This is a genomic window from Nocardioides sp. DN36 (assembly GCF_055380375.1).
In genome coordinates, this window is sequence record NZ_AP043823.1 from 1,355,732 (window position 1) to 1,372,179 (window position 16,448).

18 protein-coding genes are annotated in these 16,448 nt (G+C 68.3%); 5 read left to right on the top strand and 13 right to left on the bottom strand.

Annotated features, from left to right (window positions below; genetic code table 11):
* Positions 1–33 precede the first annotated feature (33 nt).
* Positions 34–729 (bottom strand): class I SAM-dependent methyltransferase, encoded by a 696-nt coding sequence (locus ACZ43H_RS07475; protein WP_464589017.1) that lies wholly within the window; start codon positions 727–729, stop codon positions 34–36.
* Positions 730–775: 46 nt separating this feature from the next.
* Entirely contained in the window at positions 776–1,267 is a 492-nt protein-coding gene (locus ACZ43H_RS07480) for a DinB family protein (protein ID WP_464589019.1), read from the bottom strand.
* A 141-nt stretch (positions 1,268–1,408) separates the two neighbouring features.
* Between ACZ43H_RS07480 and ACZ43H_RS07485 the strand changes: the two genes are divergently transcribed.
* The 4 genes from ACZ43H_RS07485 (at position 1,409) to ACZ43H_RS07500 (ending at position 3,932) form a co-directional block, all read left to right on the top strand.
* Positions 1,409–1,726 carry an ArsR/SmtB family transcription factor gene (locus tag ACZ43H_RS07485; RefSeq protein ID WP_464589021.1) on the top strand — a complete coding sequence of 106 codons (318 nt, stop codon included), beginning with the start codon at positions 1,409–1,411 and terminating at the stop codon, positions 1,724–1,726.
* Positions 1,723–2,247 (top strand): SRPBCC family protein, encoded by a 525-nt coding sequence (locus ACZ43H_RS07490; RefSeq protein WP_464589023.1) that lies wholly within the window; start codon positions 1,723–1,725, stop codon positions 2,245–2,247. The genes ACZ43H_RS07485 and ACZ43H_RS07490 overlap by 4 nt, the downstream gene beginning before the upstream one ends.
* Positions 2,248–2,356: 109 nt before the next feature.
* Entirely contained in the window at positions 2,357–3,241 is an 885-nt protein-coding gene (locus tag ACZ43H_RS07495; RefSeq protein ID WP_464589024.1) for an N-acetyltransferase family protein, read from the top strand.
* 145 nt (positions 3,242–3,386) lie between these two features.
* A complete protein-coding gene (locus ACZ43H_RS07500; RefSeq protein ID WP_071416677.1) occupies positions 3,387–3,932 on the top strand; it encodes a GrpB family protein in 546 nt (181 codons plus the stop codon).
* Positions 3,933–3,937: 5 nt separating this feature from the next.
* On the opposite strand, the gene ACZ43H_RS07505 is transcribed toward ACZ43H_RS07500, so the two are convergent.
* From ACZ43H_RS07505 to ACZ43H_RS07540, 8 genes are all read right to left on the bottom strand, one after another.
* Positions 3,938–4,426 carry an NUDIX hydrolase gene (locus ACZ43H_RS07505; RefSeq protein ID WP_071416678.1) on the bottom strand — a complete coding sequence of 163 codons (489 nt, stop codon included), beginning with the start codon at positions 4,424–4,426 and terminating at the stop codon, positions 3,938–3,940.
* Positions 4,419–5,033 (bottom strand): hypothetical protein, encoded by a 615-nt coding sequence (locus ACZ43H_RS07510; protein WP_071416679.1) that lies wholly within the window; start codon positions 5,031–5,033, stop codon positions 4,419–4,421. The genes ACZ43H_RS07505 and ACZ43H_RS07510 overlap by 8 nt, the downstream gene beginning before the upstream one ends.
* Before the next feature lie 55 nt (positions 5,034–5,088).
* A complete protein-coding gene (locus ACZ43H_RS07515) occupies positions 5,089–6,594 on the bottom strand; it encodes a recombinase XerD (protein WP_071416680.1) in 1,506 nt (501 codons plus the stop codon).
* 14 nt (positions 6,595–6,608) lie between these two features.
* A complete protein-coding gene (locus ACZ43H_RS07520; RefSeq protein ID WP_071416681.1) occupies positions 6,609–6,941 on the bottom strand; it encodes a helix-turn-helix domain-containing protein in 333 nt (110 codons plus the stop codon).
* Positions 6,938–8,071, bottom strand: coding sequence for a tyrosine-type recombinase/integrase (locus ACZ43H_RS07525; protein ID WP_242703055.1), 1,134 nt, complete (start codon positions 8,069–8,071; stop codon positions 6,938–6,940). Before ACZ43H_RS07525 ends, ACZ43H_RS07520 begins: the two co-directional genes overlap by 4 nt.
* A gap of 302 nt (positions 8,072–8,373) precedes the next feature.
* Positions 8,374–9,117 (bottom strand): hypothetical protein, encoded by a 744-nt coding sequence (locus tag ACZ43H_RS07530; protein WP_464589027.1) that lies wholly within the window; start codon positions 9,115–9,117, stop codon positions 8,374–8,376.
* Positions 9,118–9,348: 231 nt separating this feature from the next.
* Complete coding sequence (locus tag ACZ43H_RS07535) at positions 9,349–10,509, bottom strand: hypothetical protein (protein ID WP_464589029.1); 1,161 nt, start codon at positions 10,507–10,509, stop codon at positions 9,349–9,351.
* Entirely contained in the window at positions 10,506–11,057 is a 552-nt protein-coding gene (locus ACZ43H_RS07540) for a SigE family RNA polymerase sigma factor (RefSeq protein WP_464589030.1), read from the bottom strand. Before ACZ43H_RS07540 ends, ACZ43H_RS07535 begins: the two co-directional genes overlap by 4 nt.
* A gap of 360 nt (positions 11,058–11,417) precedes the next feature.
* Here ACZ43H_RS07540 and ACZ43H_RS07545 point away from each other — a divergent pair, with 360 nt between their 5' ends.
* Complete coding sequence (locus tag ACZ43H_RS07545; RefSeq protein WP_464589032.1) at positions 11,418–12,512, top strand: YncE family protein; 1,095 nt, start codon at positions 11,418–11,420, stop codon at positions 12,510–12,512.
* A gap of 235 nt (positions 12,513–12,747) precedes the next feature.
* Here the strand turns inward: ACZ43H_RS07545 and ACZ43H_RS07550 are convergent, their stop codons facing one another.
* From ACZ43H_RS07550 to ACZ43H_RS07560, 3 genes are all read right to left on the bottom strand, one after another.
* Positions 12,748–13,524 carry a DinB family protein gene (locus tag ACZ43H_RS07550; protein WP_464589034.1) on the bottom strand — a complete coding sequence of 259 codons (777 nt, stop codon included), beginning with the start codon at positions 13,522–13,524 and terminating at the stop codon, positions 12,748–12,750.
* Positions 13,525–14,060: 536 nt separating this feature from the next.
* Entirely contained in the window at positions 14,061–15,725 is a 1,665-nt protein-coding gene (locus tag ACZ43H_RS07555; RefSeq protein ID WP_464589036.1) for an alkaline phosphatase D family protein, read from the bottom strand.
* Between the two features lie 78 nt (positions 15,726–15,803).
* Positions 15,804–16,448, bottom strand: a complete 645-nt coding sequence (locus ACZ43H_RS07560) for an HAD-IA family hydrolase (protein WP_464589038.1) — start codon at positions 16,446–16,448, stop codon at positions 15,804–15,806.

Below are 16,448 nucleotides of genomic sequence, written 5' to 3' on the forward strand. Positions count from 1 at the left end.
GCTGCGGCGGGCCCTCTCCTGGAGGACTCGAGGTCAGGCGGGCGCGAGGACGAAGAACAGGAAGCCCATGAAGGACCTGCCCTCGAACCCCGGTGGAATCAGGTCAGCAGGGGTGTCCGGAGCAACGGGCGGTTCGCTGATGCCTGCGATGCGGAACCCGGCGGCGGCGAAGGCGTCGGCCATGGCGTGCAGCGGACGGTGCCAGAAGGTGAGGTAGACCGTCTGGCCGTCGAACTCGTAGTCCTCGGTGTACTTCGTCACCCCGAAGTAGTCACCCTCTGGGTACTGGATCGCGTAGGCGGCGGGGTGGTTCACCGAGATGAAGACCCGACCACCAGGGCGCAGCACCCGCCGGAACTCCGACAGTGGGCCTGACCAGTCCTCCAGGTAGTGGAGGGCGAGCGAGCAGAACACGTCGTCGAACTCGGCGTCGGCGTAGGGCAGAGGCTCGGCCAGATCTGCCACCCGCAGGTCGGTGTCGGCGCCCAGCTTCCGCCGCGCCAGGTCGATCATCGCCGCACTCAGGTCGAAGCCCGCGACGACGGCACCCCTCGCTCGCAGAGACGCCATCAGCGGCCCGGCTCCGCAGCCTGCATCCAGGACGCGGTGGCCTGACACGTCCCCCGCGAGGTCGAGCGTCGCCGGCTTCTCGTAGTACCGGTTGAACAAGCCTGATTCGCTCTGCGCCACGTAGGCCTCGGCGAACAGGTCGTAGTCGTTGGCCGTCACTGCTTGCACCCTTCCGCTCGGAGCCCGAACACCCTGACGAAGGCAATCACCGGTGCCGGCCTTCGAGCAGCTGCTCGCGCAGGATGTCGGCGTGCCCGCTGTGCTGGGCGAGCTCGCGCAGCATGTGGAGGTAGACCCAGCGCAGCGTGATGGGGCCGCGGCGGTTGCCCTGCACCAGGTCGTCGAGGTCCAGCCGGGCGGTGGCACGTCGTGACGCCTCGCACGCCTCGCGGTGCGCTTGCTGGACGGAGGCGATGGTGTCCGAGTCCTCCAGGGCGAACGACTCGTCCGGTGTGGCCGGGATGCCGATCTCGTCCCGGGAGCGGCAGCTGATCGCCTCGTCGAACCAGACCTTCTCCACGAAGGTCGCGTGCTTGACCAGGCCGAGCAGGGTCGTCCGTGACGAAACCAGCGAGCGCCGGGCCTGCTCCTCGGTCAGTCCGTCGAGGCACTCGCCGATGCCGGCGCGGTGCTCGTCGAGGAAGGCGTCGAGCTGCTGTCGGATCGGCTCGTTCAGGACGTCCATCGTGGAGAGCATGCGCGGCAGACTAGGGGAGTGGAGTCGGCGTTGTCAGACAGCCGCGCGGACCAGCTCCCCAGTAGGCCCTGGCTCGGAACGGAAGCACCGACTCTCGTGTGTACCGTTGCGGTTACGTAACCGACGGGGTACATTCGCTGCATGGACGCAGTGCTGCAGGCGTTGGCCGACCCGAGTCGCCGCACGGTGCTCGAGATCCTGCGGGCCCACCCGGCGACCGCGGGGGAGCTGGCCGACGCACTGCCGATCGCGCGTCCCGGAGTGTCCCGCCACCTGCGGGTCCTGCGGGAGGCCGGGCTCGTCGACGTGCGCCAGGAGGCGCAACGACGGATCTACAGCCTGCGTCCGCAGGCGCTCGTCGAGGTCGACGAGTGGCTGGAGGGGTATCGCGCGTTGTGGCAGAACCGTCTCGATGCGTTGCACACGGAGATCACACGAGGGAAGAAGGCACGGAGATGAGGATCATCGGGACGATGCGGGCGCTCGACGAGACCCGTGGAGCGGTGCGCGTCGAAGACGTGTACGACACGGACATCGAGGACCTGTGGCAGGCGTGCACCACTCCCGAGCGGCTCGCACGGTGGATCGCCGAGGTCTCCGGCGACCTGCGCGAGGGTGGGACGGCGAACGCCGTGTTCACCAGCACCTGGAGCGGGCCGGTGAGGATCGACGTGTGCGACGCGCCGCAGCACCTGCTGCTCACGACGGAGGCGGGCACGGGCGACGAGTCCCAGATCGAGGCCTGGCTCACCGCGGAGGGGGAGCGGACCAGGCTGGTGGTCGAGGAGCGCGGCCTGCCGGTCGACTCCCTGCACTTCTACGGTGCCGGCTGGCAGGTCCACCTCGAGGACCTGGGACGGTCGCTCGTCAGCGACGCACCCGCGCACGCCGACGGCTGGTCCGAGCAGGCGCCGGCCCCGGGCTGGAAGTCGCGTTGGAACGAGCTCACCCCGCAGTACGAGGACTCGGCGGTCGACTGACGGCTTCGGCGGCGCCGCCTCCGACGTGGACCCGGCGGCTCCGCTGATCAGCGCCGGGCCGGGCGAAAACGCGGTGCACGCCAGTGCTCGAGTCGGGTTGGATCGGCCCATGTCGATCACCCTGCAGTCCGGAACGCCCGCCCTGCTGGACGAGGTCGTCGAGGCGGTGGCGCTCTGGCAGGAGCAGGGTGCGCCGGTCCAGCTCCATCCCGGCGACCTCGGCTGGGCCTGGCGGTTCGGCGCCGAGGCGCTGGCCGCCGAGATCCGCGTGTGGCGTCGCGACGGGGAGATCCTGGCCGCCGGCACCGTGGACCGCGACGACGGTCTGATCCGGATGGCGATGGCGCCGACCGTCGACGAGGACGAGGCGTTCGCGGCTCGGCTGCTGGCAGACCTGTCGGATCCGCGGCGCGACGTGCTGCCGGCCGGTGGGGGAGCCGTCGAGGCCCGGTTCGGTGCCGCCTTCCGCGATCTCCTCCACCGCAGCGGCTGGGAGGCCGACGAGCCCTGGACCCCGCTACGTCGCGACCTGGCCGCACCGGTGGAGGACTGTGGCCGCAGGATCGAGGTCCTCGACGCGGACCACATCGACGACCGCATCGTGCAGGATCGGGTCGCGGTGGGGCGGGCGTCGTTCCCGACCTCGACGTTCACCGTGGACCGCTGGCACACGATGGCCGCCTCCTCGGCCTATCGCCGCGCTCGCTGCCTGGTCGCGTACGACCCGGACGGCAACGCCGTCGCAGCGACGACGGTCTGGTCGGCGGGGCCCGGCCGACCCGGCCTGATCGAGCCGTTGGGTGCCCATCGGGATCATCGCGGCCACGGACACGGTCGGGCCATCACGGTGGCAGCGGCCGCAGCACTGCAGCAGCTGGGCTCGTCCAGCGCAACGGTGTGCACCCCGAGCAGCAACGTCGTCGGCGTCGCGGCCTACGTGTCCGCAGGCTTCGAGAGGCTCGCGGACGTCACCGACTTCCGCCGCACGAGCTGATGAGACGTCGGCGGGGCAGTGGCGCAGGACCGTCCGAGCAACCTCATCCGGCAGTACGACGAGCGGTAGTGGACAGGCTGCGTATCAAGTCCGCGCGTATTCGGCGGGTATGAGACCCGGTGAGACCGGCGGCTAGCATCGCCCAGTGCCTATCGAAGTGGTCGCGTCCTCGCCATCGTGGCCTGCGCAGTTTGCGCTGGTCGCAGGCGACCTGAAGCAGGCTCTCGCTGGACTGGCGACCGCGCGAGTCGAGCATGTGGGCTCAACCTCAGTGCCAGGGCTGGCGGCCAAGCCCATCCTCGATATCGACGTCATCGTCGACGGAGCGGAGATGTCGGCAGCGGTCGCCGCCCTGGGTTCGGCCGGGTACGTTCACCGCGGCGATCTGGGAGTTGTCGATCGGGAGGCCTTCCATGCTCCTGATGCGAACCCGCGGCGGAACGTCTATGTCTGCCGGGCGGGCACGTTGAACGTCCGCAACCACCTCGCGGTTCGCGACGTCCTTCGTGTGCGGGAAGATCTGCGTGACGAGTACGGAGCCGTGAAGCTGGCGCTTGCAGCGGAGCCCGACATGGACATCGATACCTACATCGCTCGAAAGTCTGCGGTTCTCCAGAAGGTCCTCGCGGAGTCCGACCTCACCTCCGACGAGTGCCTTCAGATCTTGCGCCTCAACGACCCTGCCGCCTGACCCGACTACAGCTCGCCAGGCGGGCTGGCCGCCTCAGTGCGAACGAGCTCAGACGCCTGTCGGACGAGATCGACCAGGTTGTCGGGGAAGACCTGTACGTCCGCGCTTGTGAGGTCGTCGGTCGACCACCATCGCCACGTGGTCACGGCTCGCTGTTCCAGCTCGGTCCATCCGTGGGCGCTCAGCGCGCTGTTGTTCGTCCTTGCGGCGAAGAAGTGCTCGATCTGATGCTGTGGCTGACCGTGGTTTAGAAAGTCGAATTCCCGGCGATGGAAGGGCCCGATCAGAGTCAGTCCTGCCTGGCCGGTCTCCTCGAGCAACTCGCGCTCCGCGGCTTCCGCGAGCGACTCGCCCGTGTCCACTCCGCCGCCGGCCGTGAACCAGAATCGGACCGTGTCACCGGTGTCGGAGAGGTCCCGGCCTTCGAAGAGGAGCACGCGGCTGGACTGGTCCAGGAGGACGATCCGAACTGCGACTCGCGTGTCTTCAGGCATCGCGCTCTCCCGACTGCGCCATCCGTCCCAGGGTGACGAGGAGGTTGGCGTATCCGAGAGCATCGTCGATCGCGCGGTGCGTGTGCGGTACGTCGCCGAACCACTCGGTCGGCAAGCTCGCTGGCGAGATCTCCGACGCAGGGCGACCGGTCACGGCTGCTGCGTAGCTCCGAAGGCAGAGGCCAGTGCCATCGAAGACACGGTCGTCCTCGTATGGGCCCTGGATGATGCCGTAGCGAGTGAACCGGCGAAGGTAGAAGTCGATCCACAGGCCGTCGAAGGCCAAGGGCGAGGCAGCGAAGCACTTCTGGCCGGGCAGTGATTTCACCCAACTCGCGTATCTGGCCATCACATCGGGCGCTGGTTCCGGATCGGTCGTGGCGGCCTCCCACACGTCGGGAATCGACTGGAACCACGCGAGGGTCTGCTGGTTCGGTGCGGCTCCGGGCAGTTCTTCGAGAACGGCTTCGAAGCGCCCGTGCTCCGTGCCGTCGAGGGTGATGGCGACGGACGCGAACGATCGCATCGAGTTCGGCCCTGGCCACGGTCCGTCGACCTCGATGTCCGTGACGACATAGACCCAGTGGTCGGGCGATTCGCTAGACACGACGAGGATCCTCGCATTCCGGGTGACGGCGGCAAAGAGCGGCGTGTGCCAACGGTCAAGTGGCCTTGATGGATCGGCCGGCGTACCGGGCCCACGGCTCGCCCGCCTTGTCGGCGTGGAGGAACGCGACCTGGGCGCTGTAACCGAGCGCCTCTGCCACCAGGGAGGGCGGGCATTCAAGGACGAGCTCACCGATGGCACGGTTGCGGGCACCGAGGAGGTTGATGCCCACGTCGCGGAGGCGGTCCATGACAGTGTTGGGGTGTAGGTGGCGGCCGGCAAGCGTGCTCGGGAACAGCCACGGGCTGTCGGATCCGGCGCCGGTGCGTAGGTTCGGCCGTGCGGCAAGGTGCTCCCTGATGAGCGAGGCGAACGGCTCGGGAACATCGGTCGGATGCGTGCCGAGAACGATGCTCATCCCAGAGTCGGCGTCGTCGACGATGCTGGTCGGGAAGGTGACGACCTTGACCAGCGGCTGGGCGTAGAGCAACAGGAGCATCCCGGCGACGCGGTAGGGGAGTGACTCGCTGGTGCCCGTGAGGAGCTCGTGGATCCAGGCGAGCCGTTGGTCCTGACTGAGAGATGGGCTGCTCTTCGCGGATCGGTGCTGAACAGTCACCGCCGTGTTGAGACGCGCCTGCTTCGCGACCACGAAGAACGTCCTGATCGCACTGCGCGTCGTCGGTCCGGCCGCGAGCCACTCGTCGACGTCCTGCTGAGTGCAGGTGGCCGCGGTGCGCTGATACGTCTCGTGGAGCCACACGAGGAACTTCACCGTTTCGGTGATCTCCTGCTTCGCGGAGTGAATTGGCCCGCGAGTGGGTGCGCCAGCCCCGGTCTTGGCGCGGATGCGCCGCAGGTGGTGCCACGTGGCGAAGTGCTGAACTGGCTGCCGTACCTCGTCGGGGAGTCCGTCGAGCTTGGCGTCGATCCATTGCTCGAAGCGCGGCAGGTAGGGGTCGCGAGGGGGGAGTAGACCGTGGTGCTGCATCAGTGCCCGGAGATGCTCGGCGGGCTTGCCGGGCACGGAGTCGAGACCCTCGTGCGACGCGGCGATGGCGCCGTTACCGAGCCCGCGAAGCAGTTCCTGGACCTTGGCCGACCGCTTCCAAACGAGGATGGACTCGGGCCTGTCTGACGCGCAGAGAGCATCGACAAGGCCGAGGAGTGCGGGATCGCTTGGCGCGCCGCCGAGCAGCGCGTGGAGGTCGTCGCGGAGTGCGCAGCGGACGCAGAGCCGTCCGCGATGTCGCGCTGCTTCGACGTCGCAGCGCTCGCAGTGGAAGTCGACGGGGATCTCAGCGCATGTCGAGCAGATCGGCTGGCGATCGGTGGCGCGCAGGCCCGGCAGGAGCCGATCCTGGAGGCACTCTGGGCAGGTTCCGCGGGTGTGCACGGCGTCGTAGTAGCAGATGTTGCAGAGTCGGCCTTCTGGCCAGTTGGCTGCGAGCCTGGGGATGTTCCGGCCGCAGCGAGCACACGGATCGTCGCGAGTGCTCGTCGCGCGCGGACGACCCTGGACGGTCGAGCGAGGGGAGAGGCCCGCCGGCTTCGGATCCATCGATGCTCCTGGCGCTACTCGTCGAGGATGTTTGCGCGCCGCGGCCGCACGCTGCGGTCGAGCGAGACAACGTTCGGCGGGGAAGCGGTGCCCGTCTTGCGCACGCGTACATCCGTCGCCGTCGTCGTGAACAGGTCCGTCGACTCGCACTCGAAGATGTCGCACAGCGCCGCGATCAACATCAGGGAGACGCGCTCCGGCCGCTGGTTCACCAGCCGGTACACCTGCGGTCGAGACAGATTGATGTCGCGCTCGGCCAGCAGGGGAATGAGATCCGTGGTGTTGTGCAGGCCTCGGGCGGCCATCAGCTCGGCCAGGCGCCACGTGTAGTCGACCTTGCGCTTCATGATGTTCCGTCCTCGGTCTTGCGGGCCATGGCTTCCTTCACCGTACGGTCCAAGGCGCTCCTGAGCGTGGAGCGCCTGAACTCGTCGGACACGAAGTGATAGATGCCGGTTGTCGCCCCGTGCTCATGGCCCATCTGGTCCTGCACGAACCGCGGGTCCCATCCAGCTTCGAGCAGGTGAGTGGCGTACGAACGACGGAACGAGTGGAGATCGAGCCCATCGGAGAATCCCAACTCCTCGCAGTAGCGCCGGACCCGTCGGATCAGAGTCGATTCGACGACCAGTCCGCCGCGTTCGCTGGGGAAGAGATCCAGGGTGCCCGGATCACCGCGGCCGTTGGCGAGCCAGTCCTCGATGATGCCGGGCGTCCACCGCCAGACAGTGAGAACGCTGCGCGGCTTGTGCGGCGAGGACCGCTTTGCCTTGCCGTAGCGGACCTTGCAGACGCCGAACGCGCCGAACTCTCGGGCGTGTGGGTTGCGGGCGAAGTCGACCGTTTGCAGGTGCCTCAACTCGTTGAACCGGAGCCCGTAGCCGTACGCGATCTTCATCATGACCGCGTCCCGGTAGGCGGCCTGCCAGCCCTTGCGGCCCGACTTGCCGATCCGTTCAACCTCGTCGTCGGCGTGGTCGAAGAGTTGACTGATCTCATCACGGGTGTACGGACGTTTCTTCGGGCGTCCGTCGTACTCCTGGACGTGGGGAGCGGTGTTCCAGTCGAAGAACACCTGCGCCGGGTGGGTGCCAAAGAACCGCTCGCACACGACGTCGAACCCGTAGTCGGGATTGCTGATGTAGCTAGTGAAGGCACGCAACGCGGAGTGGTAGCCGCGCAGCGTCGAGTGGGCAACGTGCTTCTGGGTGCGTAGGTCCGCCGAGAACTCCTCGACAAGCGCGGGCGTCCAGTTCCACGGGTCTTCGTTGACGTGGCTGATGAAGCGCTCGACCATCCGGAGCCGTTGGTCGATGGTCGCGAACTGCAGGTTGCGTGACAGCTGCTGGTTCCGCCAGCCCTCGAGCATCTTCTGGAGCACCTGCTCGTCGGGCCGGAGGACCGGCACCGACTCGACCAGGCGGACCCGTCCGGAGCCATCAACCTGCATCAAATCCTCCCGAGAATCCGGTTTCATCCAGTGATTCCATGATGCATCTGATGAGACGCCATCTGTGTTTGCGCAGGTCAACGGCGTGTCGCGGTGGCCGCGCAACGCCTGATCGTTCCGCCGCCACACACGGTTTGACGCCGTTACGACGACGTTCGGTGCTGCGTTTCCGCTGGTCAGAGCTGGGTTAAGTACGGCCAGCGGGGCAGTGAGTCAGCCGCCCGCGATTGATTCATCCGATGCAATACGCAGACTAGAAGTTGACATAATGTCAGTTATCGGCGATCCAGCAAGACGACCGGATCTGGCGATGAGCGGCAACAGAGACGTCACGCATCGGGCGTCTCGAAGGTGGCGGCTTCGACGATGTGGGTCAGGGCGTGGATCTGGGGATCCGTTGCCGACGGGGGCACAGCCATCTGGATCACCATCGGCTGACCGTCGACGTCAAGTATCCAGAGTCTCTCCACCATGCCAGGCTCCCTGGTCCAGTAGCCGCCCTCAGGCCGTCCCTCCCACAGGTTCAGCTCGGCGTCGTCGCACCTGGCGTAGTCGCGATCCGTCGGCGTCGTGACCTCGACGTATTTACCGCGGTACCCTGCGAGGTCGACCTCGCGGAGCCTGGTGGCGGACGTGAGGCGCTGCCGGACGAGCGCGTCGACGATGGCACCGACAGACGTGGTGGGCACCTCGTTCGACTCCGCGCACGGGTTCAGGTAGACGCCGGTGACGACCCACAGCCCGATCGCAAGCGGGTCCTCGGGCTCCGCCGGCTTGCTCGCGTAGATGAACGGCCCCCAGGTGGCATATCCGTCGGGAATGTCGACCACCGCGAACGGCTTCTTGCCGGGGCCAACAGGCGGGAGCGCGTACCGCCCTGGCGTGAGGCCGCCCTCAGCAATTTCGCCGACCTTCTGGGCGCCGGACGGCAGCGTCGTCGCTGACGTCGCTCCGGCTGAGGTGGTCGGCGCGGACGCCGATGTCGCGTCGCCGGCTCTTCCTGTCGAGGCTGTATCACCACTGTTTGCGTCAGAGCATCCGGCGAGCGCGGCCGCGATGACCGCGAGCGTCACGAGTGTTCTTCGATGTGTCTTGTGTCGTGTGTGCATCGTTTGCCGCCTTTCGGGAACTACGGCTGAACGTCGACCTCCTGGACGAGCAGCGGACGAAGCGCTACAAGCGCTGCATGCACCTGTGCCGTGGTGGATGGGGAGGCGGCCGCACTCCGTGCACTCACCCAGACCCGCCACCATCCCCCGCCTCACCATGTCGCCGGTCAGATACACCTCAACAGTGGTGAGGGCTCAGCCGGGAAGTGGCCCGTTGGGGATGACGCGCACCTCGCCCGCTCGCGGTCCTGGCACCGTGACGACGCAGCGACCCGTCGACAGCTGACAACTGAGGATCTCTCCTGTCCCGCCGACCAGCGCCACGGTGTCATCATCGAGCCACTCGAAGAGCGAAAAGTCGCCGGGGCCTTCGATGGGGCCCAGTTCATGGTGGTAGCCGCGGGGCAGGACCAGCCTCACCGGCTGCCGGGTCAGGGTGTCGAAGGCTGCTGCCGGCACCGGTTCGGCCCCCGGCTTCTCGTTGAGGACAACAAGGCGGGACCCGTCCACCCACAATCCCTGGCCGATCGCGTCGGTGGGCCTGCCTGTCTGCCACGAGTCGCCGATGACCAGCCCGCGCGGATGGCTCCTGAGGTCCTCGGCGTGCTCCTGCGTCGACGAAGGACTCAGCTTCGCGGTCCTCAGGTCGAACTTGTAGTTCGGCCGCGGATACGCCACGTAGAGACCTCGGTTGAAGTACACGTAGTCGCTGGTGACGTCGACAAGCTCGCAGAGCTCCTCGCCACAGAACGCAACCGGCCGTCGTGCCACCTCATGCCCGGAGGAGGTGTCGTAGACGACCAGCGTGGGGGTTGCGGGTTGTGTGCAGTCGAACCAGGCCGCAGTGGAGCCGCTGTTCGCCGTCATCACGGCGCGGTTGTCAAAGTGCGAGAACTCGCCGTTGCGCGAAGCGGCACACAGACGTGAGCCGATCTGCTGAGGCGTGCCGCCGTCGCTGAACCACACTCCGCCTCGGTCGGTGTAGAGGAACCCGTCGTCGGTCACGTCCAGATGGACGAAGTCGTTGCCGGTGTGGACCACGCGATCACCGAAGCGCACGGAGTCCCCCGGGGCGGCGTAGTCGACGTCGCTGTAGAGGATCTTCCGGGTCACCGGCACCGAGGTCTTGTTCTTGTTGGGTTTGTCGACCGGTCCCTCAGACCGATGCTGCACGCTGCCCGCGACGATGCCGCCGACGGCGATCACCGCGACAGCTGTGACGGAGGCCAGCACGGCGGTGATGCGGCGACGGTGCAGGCGCTGTTCGCCCTGTGCGATGACGTCGCCGGCGTCCAGGGTGGGGATCTCGACCCGGTCCGCGTCCTGGCGGAGCAGGTCTTGAAGACTGGTGATCATGATTTCACCGCCTCGTCGTCCAGCGGGGCGGTGTCGAGGTTCGCGCCCGAGCGGTCCCGGAGCCGACCCAGGCCGGTGGACACCTGAGCCTTGACCGTGCCGACAGAGCAGCCCATGACCTGCGCAGTCTGAGCCTCAGACAGATCTTCGTAATAGCGCAGCACGATCGCGGCGCGCTGCCGCGGTGGCAGGGTGCGCAACTGAGCGACGATCGATGCATGAGTCGTGACTGCCTCGCCTGGATCGGGCACCGCCGTGTCCGGAAGCACGTCAGTGGGTCGTTCGTGGAACGATCGACGCCGACGCCACGAGATCGCAGTGTTGACGATCGTCTTGCGCGTGTACGCCTCGGCGCTACTGACGTCCCGAAGCCGTGGCCACGCGACGTACGTCTTGATCAGTGACTCCTGTAACAGATCCTGGGCCAGCTGGTGATCGCCCACGATCAGGTAGGCCGTCCGGAACAGGGTCGCGGACCGCGCAGACATGAACTCGGTGAAAGCGGTGGCCTCCCGCGAGTTTCGCACCACCATCACCACCTCGTTCACCGGAAACAGTCCGCCCGAAAAGATCCTCTAACTGGTAAGACGCACTCAGCAGCCACGAAGGTTTGGAACGACCGGCGACTTCGAGCACCGTCCACCGGCCCGACCGGAACCGGACGCACGCACAGACGCCGACACCGGAAGGACCATTGCACGCGCATCGGCATGTCAGGACGCCACTGGCGCCATGGCCTGAACGCTCACGCCGATGAGCGAGCGGTGGGCAGTCCCCTGATTTACTCGTCCAAGCACCCGTCCTACATTGATCATGTGGCCCGTATCGAGGGCCCGACGGGAGTACGCGAATACCTCTCGGCCGGCCCGCCTGAACGGTTCTTGTCCCCGCGATGGTCGAGGTTCCGCGTGCGTGCGCTGGGCTTGGCCGTGGTCGCGTCGGCAGCCCTCGGAGGCTTTTGGGTGGGCACCACTCATGTGCGGCCCGGGCAGGCCGCGGGGCTCGGCGAGGTCATCGCTGTCCCTGGCGGTCGTCCGTCGGGCGAGGGGTTCGGCTTCGGCTCGCTCTGGGTCACCACCTGGTCTCCGACAGACGGCGTAGGTCCGGGGCAGCCCACCAACCCGAGTCCGGGCCACGTGGTCCGCTACGATCCGGCCACCCGGAAGGTGGGAGCGGTTGTCGCTGTCGGCGCCGGCCCTCTCGCTGCACATCCGGGATACGGGTCGATGTGGGTGACCAACGGCCAGAGCGGCACGGTCAGCCGGATCGACCCCAAACACAACGAGGTCGTGGCCACGATCAAGGTCGGGCCCGCCCCTTATGAGATCGCACCCGCGGGGGGCGGCATGTGGGTGGCGACTCAAGTCGCCGCAGTCAAGATCGACCCGGCGACGGAGAAGGTCGTCCGGAGATCGCCGTATCCGCATCCGCCGGGCGCGCCGCCGAACACCGCCGGAGTCGCGCTCGACGCCAATTCGCACGGCGTGTGGGTCAGCACCGCATCCGGGACGGTGCTCCGACTACGACCCTCCGACGGGCGTCGCCTCGCCACGATCCCGGTGCAACCCGTCCCACGGAGCTCGCCCGGCATGGTGGCTATCGACGGCAACAACGTCTGGGTGTCGAACTACCCCACCACAGGCAGGCTAGGACCCGGCGCGGGCAACCCGCGATACGGACCGTCCAATCGACTGGTCGCCATCAGCGCAGTAACCGACAAGATCATCGCCCGCGTCCCGACCGGCGGTTACCCGGCGGAGAGCTTCCTGCCCCACCACGGCACGCTGCTGATCGTTGGCGTCGACTACGCCAACCACACCAGCGAGCTCATTCGCACCGACTGGCCCTACCAGGAGGTGACCTATGCGCGCGCGCTGGGCGGAAGCTCCTTCAACGTCGTCGAGACCCACGGATACCTCTGGATCCCGAGCTGGGAAGACCGCACCCTCCAGATCCTCCCCCACACCATCGCGCTCCCGAACAACTCACACCCCGCTGGCTGAGGCTATCTGCCACTTCGTCCGGCTCGCATCGCCCGACATGAGATCGTGCGCGTGGGCGCGCGGAGCCGCGATCCGCGCGGTTCCGGACCAGACGCGGGTGATCCACGGCGACGGCTCGCCGGTGGCGTCTGAGAAGGCGCGCAGGGACTCGACCTGCTCAACGCGTGGAGCATGTTCGAGGCTCCGGCCCGCGAGGTGCTCCCCCGCCGCCCACTGCACGCCTCATGGATGCTTGTCAGGGCTTCCGGGCCTCCAGGACGTCGAGGTCCCGCTCGGCGTACTGACGGTGCAGCCACTCCTCGTTGATGATCGCTCCCAGGCAACGACGCACGGCGTACGACTCCGGTTCGGGATAGCCCGGCGCCGGGACCGGCTCGGTCGCTCCGGCCAGCTGGTCGTCGGTGAGCTCGTCCAGGACGCGGCGCACCGTGGACATCCGGTCGGCGCGCAGCGCGAGCACCTCGTCGAGGGACGGACGGGCGTCGCGGTCACGTGGCACCGGAGGGCTGTCGACCATCTCGTCGTGCGGCAGGTCCAGCGGGTGCCACGGCGACGGGTCGCCGAGCAGCGCCCGGTTCACCCAGGCGTCCGTGGCGAAGACCAGGTGGCGCAGCGTCTCGATGAAGGACCACTCGTCGTCGACACTCTCGTGGAGCAGCTCGGGATCGAGCCCGCGGGCCCGTGCCACGGTCTGCTCCCACAGCGGCTCCAGGACACGCCAGGCCTCGCGGAAGCCGTCGGCGTCCGACGGGCGCATCTTGACGCGGTCCGGGTCCCTGCGGTCGAGCTCGGCCTCCACCAGGGGTGCCACGTCGACGCCGTTGATGCGCAGGTTCTCGATGTCCCCCGTGATGTCGACGTCGACCAGCTCGGCGTCGCGGATCACGACGCCGCGCAGGTCGACCATCCGGAACCGGGCGTCCCTGAGGTCGACGACCCGGAAGTCGGCGCCCGCCAGCCGGACGTGGCGGAACCGGGCGCCGCTGAGGTCCTCGTCGACGAACTCGATCACCCTGTGGAGGCTGCCACCGGCCACCGACTGGGTCCACGCGACGCGCGGGACGACCGGCGGTCGAAGTGACTCCCCCAGCCAACTCGCCTGATCAGGCTGGCCTACGCGGGCCGGGATCGAATGGCCCGAACGGGTCATGCGCGTTCCCCCAGGTGCGGCATATGTACCGCATTCGGTCAAGTGCGCCCCCGCGCCGTCCGTACCTTCCATCGTGACGGCCGGGTGACCGGCGCCACCCCGGGGGTTGTCCCCAGGATGGGGGAAGCCCTGGTTCGCCGGCCGTCGTGGGGGGAACGACCACAGGTGAGAGGAGGTGCAGACCATGTGGGACACCGCCGAGCACCACAGCAACACCGCGCACTTGTCGCACGACATGCCGTGCACGCAGTGCGGACACGCGCTCCACACCTACCTGGCGTGCGGAGACAGCTGCGACTGCGAGCCCATGCCGGCGCTGGTCACGGCGCGACGCCACTGACCGGCGCCACTGACCGGCGCCACTGACCGGCGCCACTGAACACCGCAGCGCCGATTCCTCAGGCGTCGACGTCCACCGTCGCCACGCGACGCAGCACCGGCCGGTCCTGACGGTCGACGACCTCGCCGGCCGTCCACCACATCCGGATCCCGGCAGGGCGCAGCTCGAGGATCGCGAGGTTGTTGTCGTACCACGGGCCGTGCGTGACCTCCCAGGTCAGCGGCGGCCGCGGCACCCGGCCCGCGCGTGAGAGACCGCGGCCCACGACACCCAGCGAGCGTCGTGCCGCGCCGGCCGTCACCACGTGCATGACCTTCGGCAGCGGGTTGCGGATGGGTGAGCAGACCGCCTGCAGGATCCGACTCGCCACCTGGCGCCGCTCGTGCGGGTCCGGGCCGGCCTCGGCGACGTAGCTGTGGTGGACGTCGCCCGAGAGGTACGTGATCGTCGACGGAGCTCTCCCCCGGTTCCCGGCGGCCACGTCGAGGGTCAGCTCGGCGACCTGCCGGAAGCCCCTCTCGAACGCCGCCCAGTGCTCCAGGTCGGCCGCCTGCCTCATCACCTCGCCGAACCGGGCCACGGTCTTCCCCCAGGCGCCCTGGGCGATCGCCTCGCTGAACGCCTCGGCGTGGTGCAGCCCGGGAGCCATCAGGAACGGCAGCGACGTCCCGATCAGCACGTGGTCGAAGCCGCCCCGCATCTGGTCGTCCAGCCAGGACATCTCGTCCTCGTCGAGGATGGAGCGTGCGTCGGGCTTCAGCACCCGGGCGGCACGCGAGTCGACGACGATCAGGCGGGCCTGCGTGTCGAAGTCCCGCGCGAAGCTCCAGCGATAGCTCTCCGGCTGCTGGTCGGCGCGGTCCGCCAGCTCGTCGAGCGCCTCGGTGACGTCCAGCTCACCGTCACCGTCGTACGTCGTGATCCGTTGCCACAGTGCGTCCTCGGCACGGGCCTGCGGGCCGAGGTTCCCGAGGTGCTGGTAGACCCAGTACGACGCCAGCCCGCCGACGATGCGCTCGTGCCACCACGAGGTGGCCTCCATCTTGTGCTTCCACGACCAGCTGGTGTTCCAGTCGTCGCGGATGTCGTGGTCGTCGAAGATCATCGCGCTGGGCAGCGTCGAGAGCAGCCAGCGGTTGGCCGGCTCGCCCCACGCGAGCTTGTAGAGGTGCGCGTACTCCTCGAAGTCCTTGAGCTCCTCCCCCGGCGGTTCGTCGATGTCGCGCCGGGCGGCGATGAACTCCTGCATCGCCTCGCTGGTCTCGTCGGCGTAGACCTGGTCGCCCAGGAAGAGCACCAGGTCGGGCCAGCGCTCGTCGTCGTCGGCGGTGCTCTCGGTGACGCCGGCCATCCGCAGCGCGTAGCTGCGCAGCGCGTCGATGCCGAACGACTTGTTGCCCTGCTCGTCGTGCGGCACGCTGACGCGGCACGAGCCGAACGCCATCCGCAGCGGCTTGCCGGGCTGCAGCGTGGCGATCACCGACGGCGGGAGCTCGGCGGCCCCGCCCTCGGTGGGCGGCCAGACCCGCTCCTCCCCCACGTCGACGGTGTACGCCGTGTGCGTGCCCGGGGTGAGCCCGGTGACCTCGACGAGGGCGTAGTGGTGACCGTGCGCGCCGAACGTGTGCGCGGAGGCGCTGCGCTCCCCCGCCGTGACGGTGACGACACCCGCGTGGGCGGTCTCCACCCACACGGTCGCCGAGGTGTCGTCGACGTACCGCACGAGCGGTCCCAGGGTCAGTGCACTGCTGATGACGCCCTCCTTGTCGTGGCGGCGCCGCGTGCGGTGCCGCGACGCAACCTACTCCCTGGCGGACCCGTCGGCGAGCGATCGGTCAGGCCCCTGCTCGGCGATGATCCGCTCGACCTCGGAGATCGTCCGGGAGGTCTCCACGTGCACGACGGCGTGCCAGCCCGCCGCCCGGGCCGCCTCGACGTGCCCGGGCTGGTCGTCGACGAAGACGATCTCCGTCGGGCCCACACCCAGGCGGGTCGCGGTCAGGTCGAAGACGCGGGGGTCGGGCTTGAGCAGGCGCACCTCGTGGGAGTAGACGATGTCGTCGGTGACGTCCTCGAACCCCCAGCACCGCTCGCGCTCGCGGGCCTCGGGTGCCGAGTTGCTGAGGATGCCGGTGCGCAGCCGTGGGCGCAGCCCTGCGAACCAGTCACGCATCGGCCGGTCGAGCGTGCCGACGTACCAGCGCCAGAAGTCCTCGACCAGCTCGTCGACCTGCGGTCCGGAGAGCCGGAGCTCGCGCTGCCAGGTCGCCCGGACCTCGGCCATCCCGATCTCGCCGAGACCGGGATGGCCGGGGAAGGACGCCGAAGCCGTGTCGACCGAACCCGGCGCGAGGCCGTGCCGTTGCTCGAACGGCTCCGGGAAGAGCCGGTCGTCGTTGACCTCGAGGACCCCGCCGATGTCGAGGACGACCGCTCGGATCACCAC

Bases quoted from the DNA above. Each gene is read 5' to 3' on its own strand.
- ACZ43H_RS07480 (WP_464589019.1), bottom strand. From the start codon at position 1,267: ATGCTCTCCACGATGGACGTCCTGAACGAGCCGATCCGACAGCAGCTC.
- ACZ43H_RS07485 (WP_464589021.1), top strand. From the start codon at position 1,409: ATGGACGCAGTGCTGCAGGCGTTGGCCGACCCGAGTCGCCGCACGGTG.
- ACZ43H_RS07490 (WP_464589023.1), top strand. From the start codon at position 1,723: ATGAGGATCATCGGGACGATGCGGGCGCTCGACGAGACCCGTGGAGCG.
- ACZ43H_RS07495 (WP_464589024.1), top strand. From the start codon at position 2,357: ATGTCGATCACCCTGCAGTCCGGAACGCCCGCCCTGCTGGACGAGGTC.
- ACZ43H_RS07505 (WP_071416678.1), bottom strand. From the start codon at position 4,426: ATGCCTGAAGACACGCGAGTCGCAGTTCGGATCGTCCTCCTGGACCAG.
- ACZ43H_RS07515 (WP_071416680.1), bottom strand. From the start codon at position 6,594: ATGGATCCGAAGCCGGCGGGCCTCTCCCCTCGCTCGACCGTCCAGGGT.
- ACZ43H_RS07520 (WP_071416681.1), bottom strand. From the start codon at position 6,941: ATGAAGCGCAAGGTCGACTACACGTGGCGCCTGGCCGAGCTGATGGCC.
- ACZ43H_RS07525 (WP_242703055.1), bottom strand. From the start codon at position 8,071: ATGAAACCGGATTCTCGGGAGGATTTGATGCAGGTTGATGGCTCCGGA.
- ACZ43H_RS07535 (WP_464589029.1), bottom strand. From the start codon at position 10,509: ATGATCACCAGTCTTCAAGACCTGCTCCGCCAGGACGCGGACCGGGTC.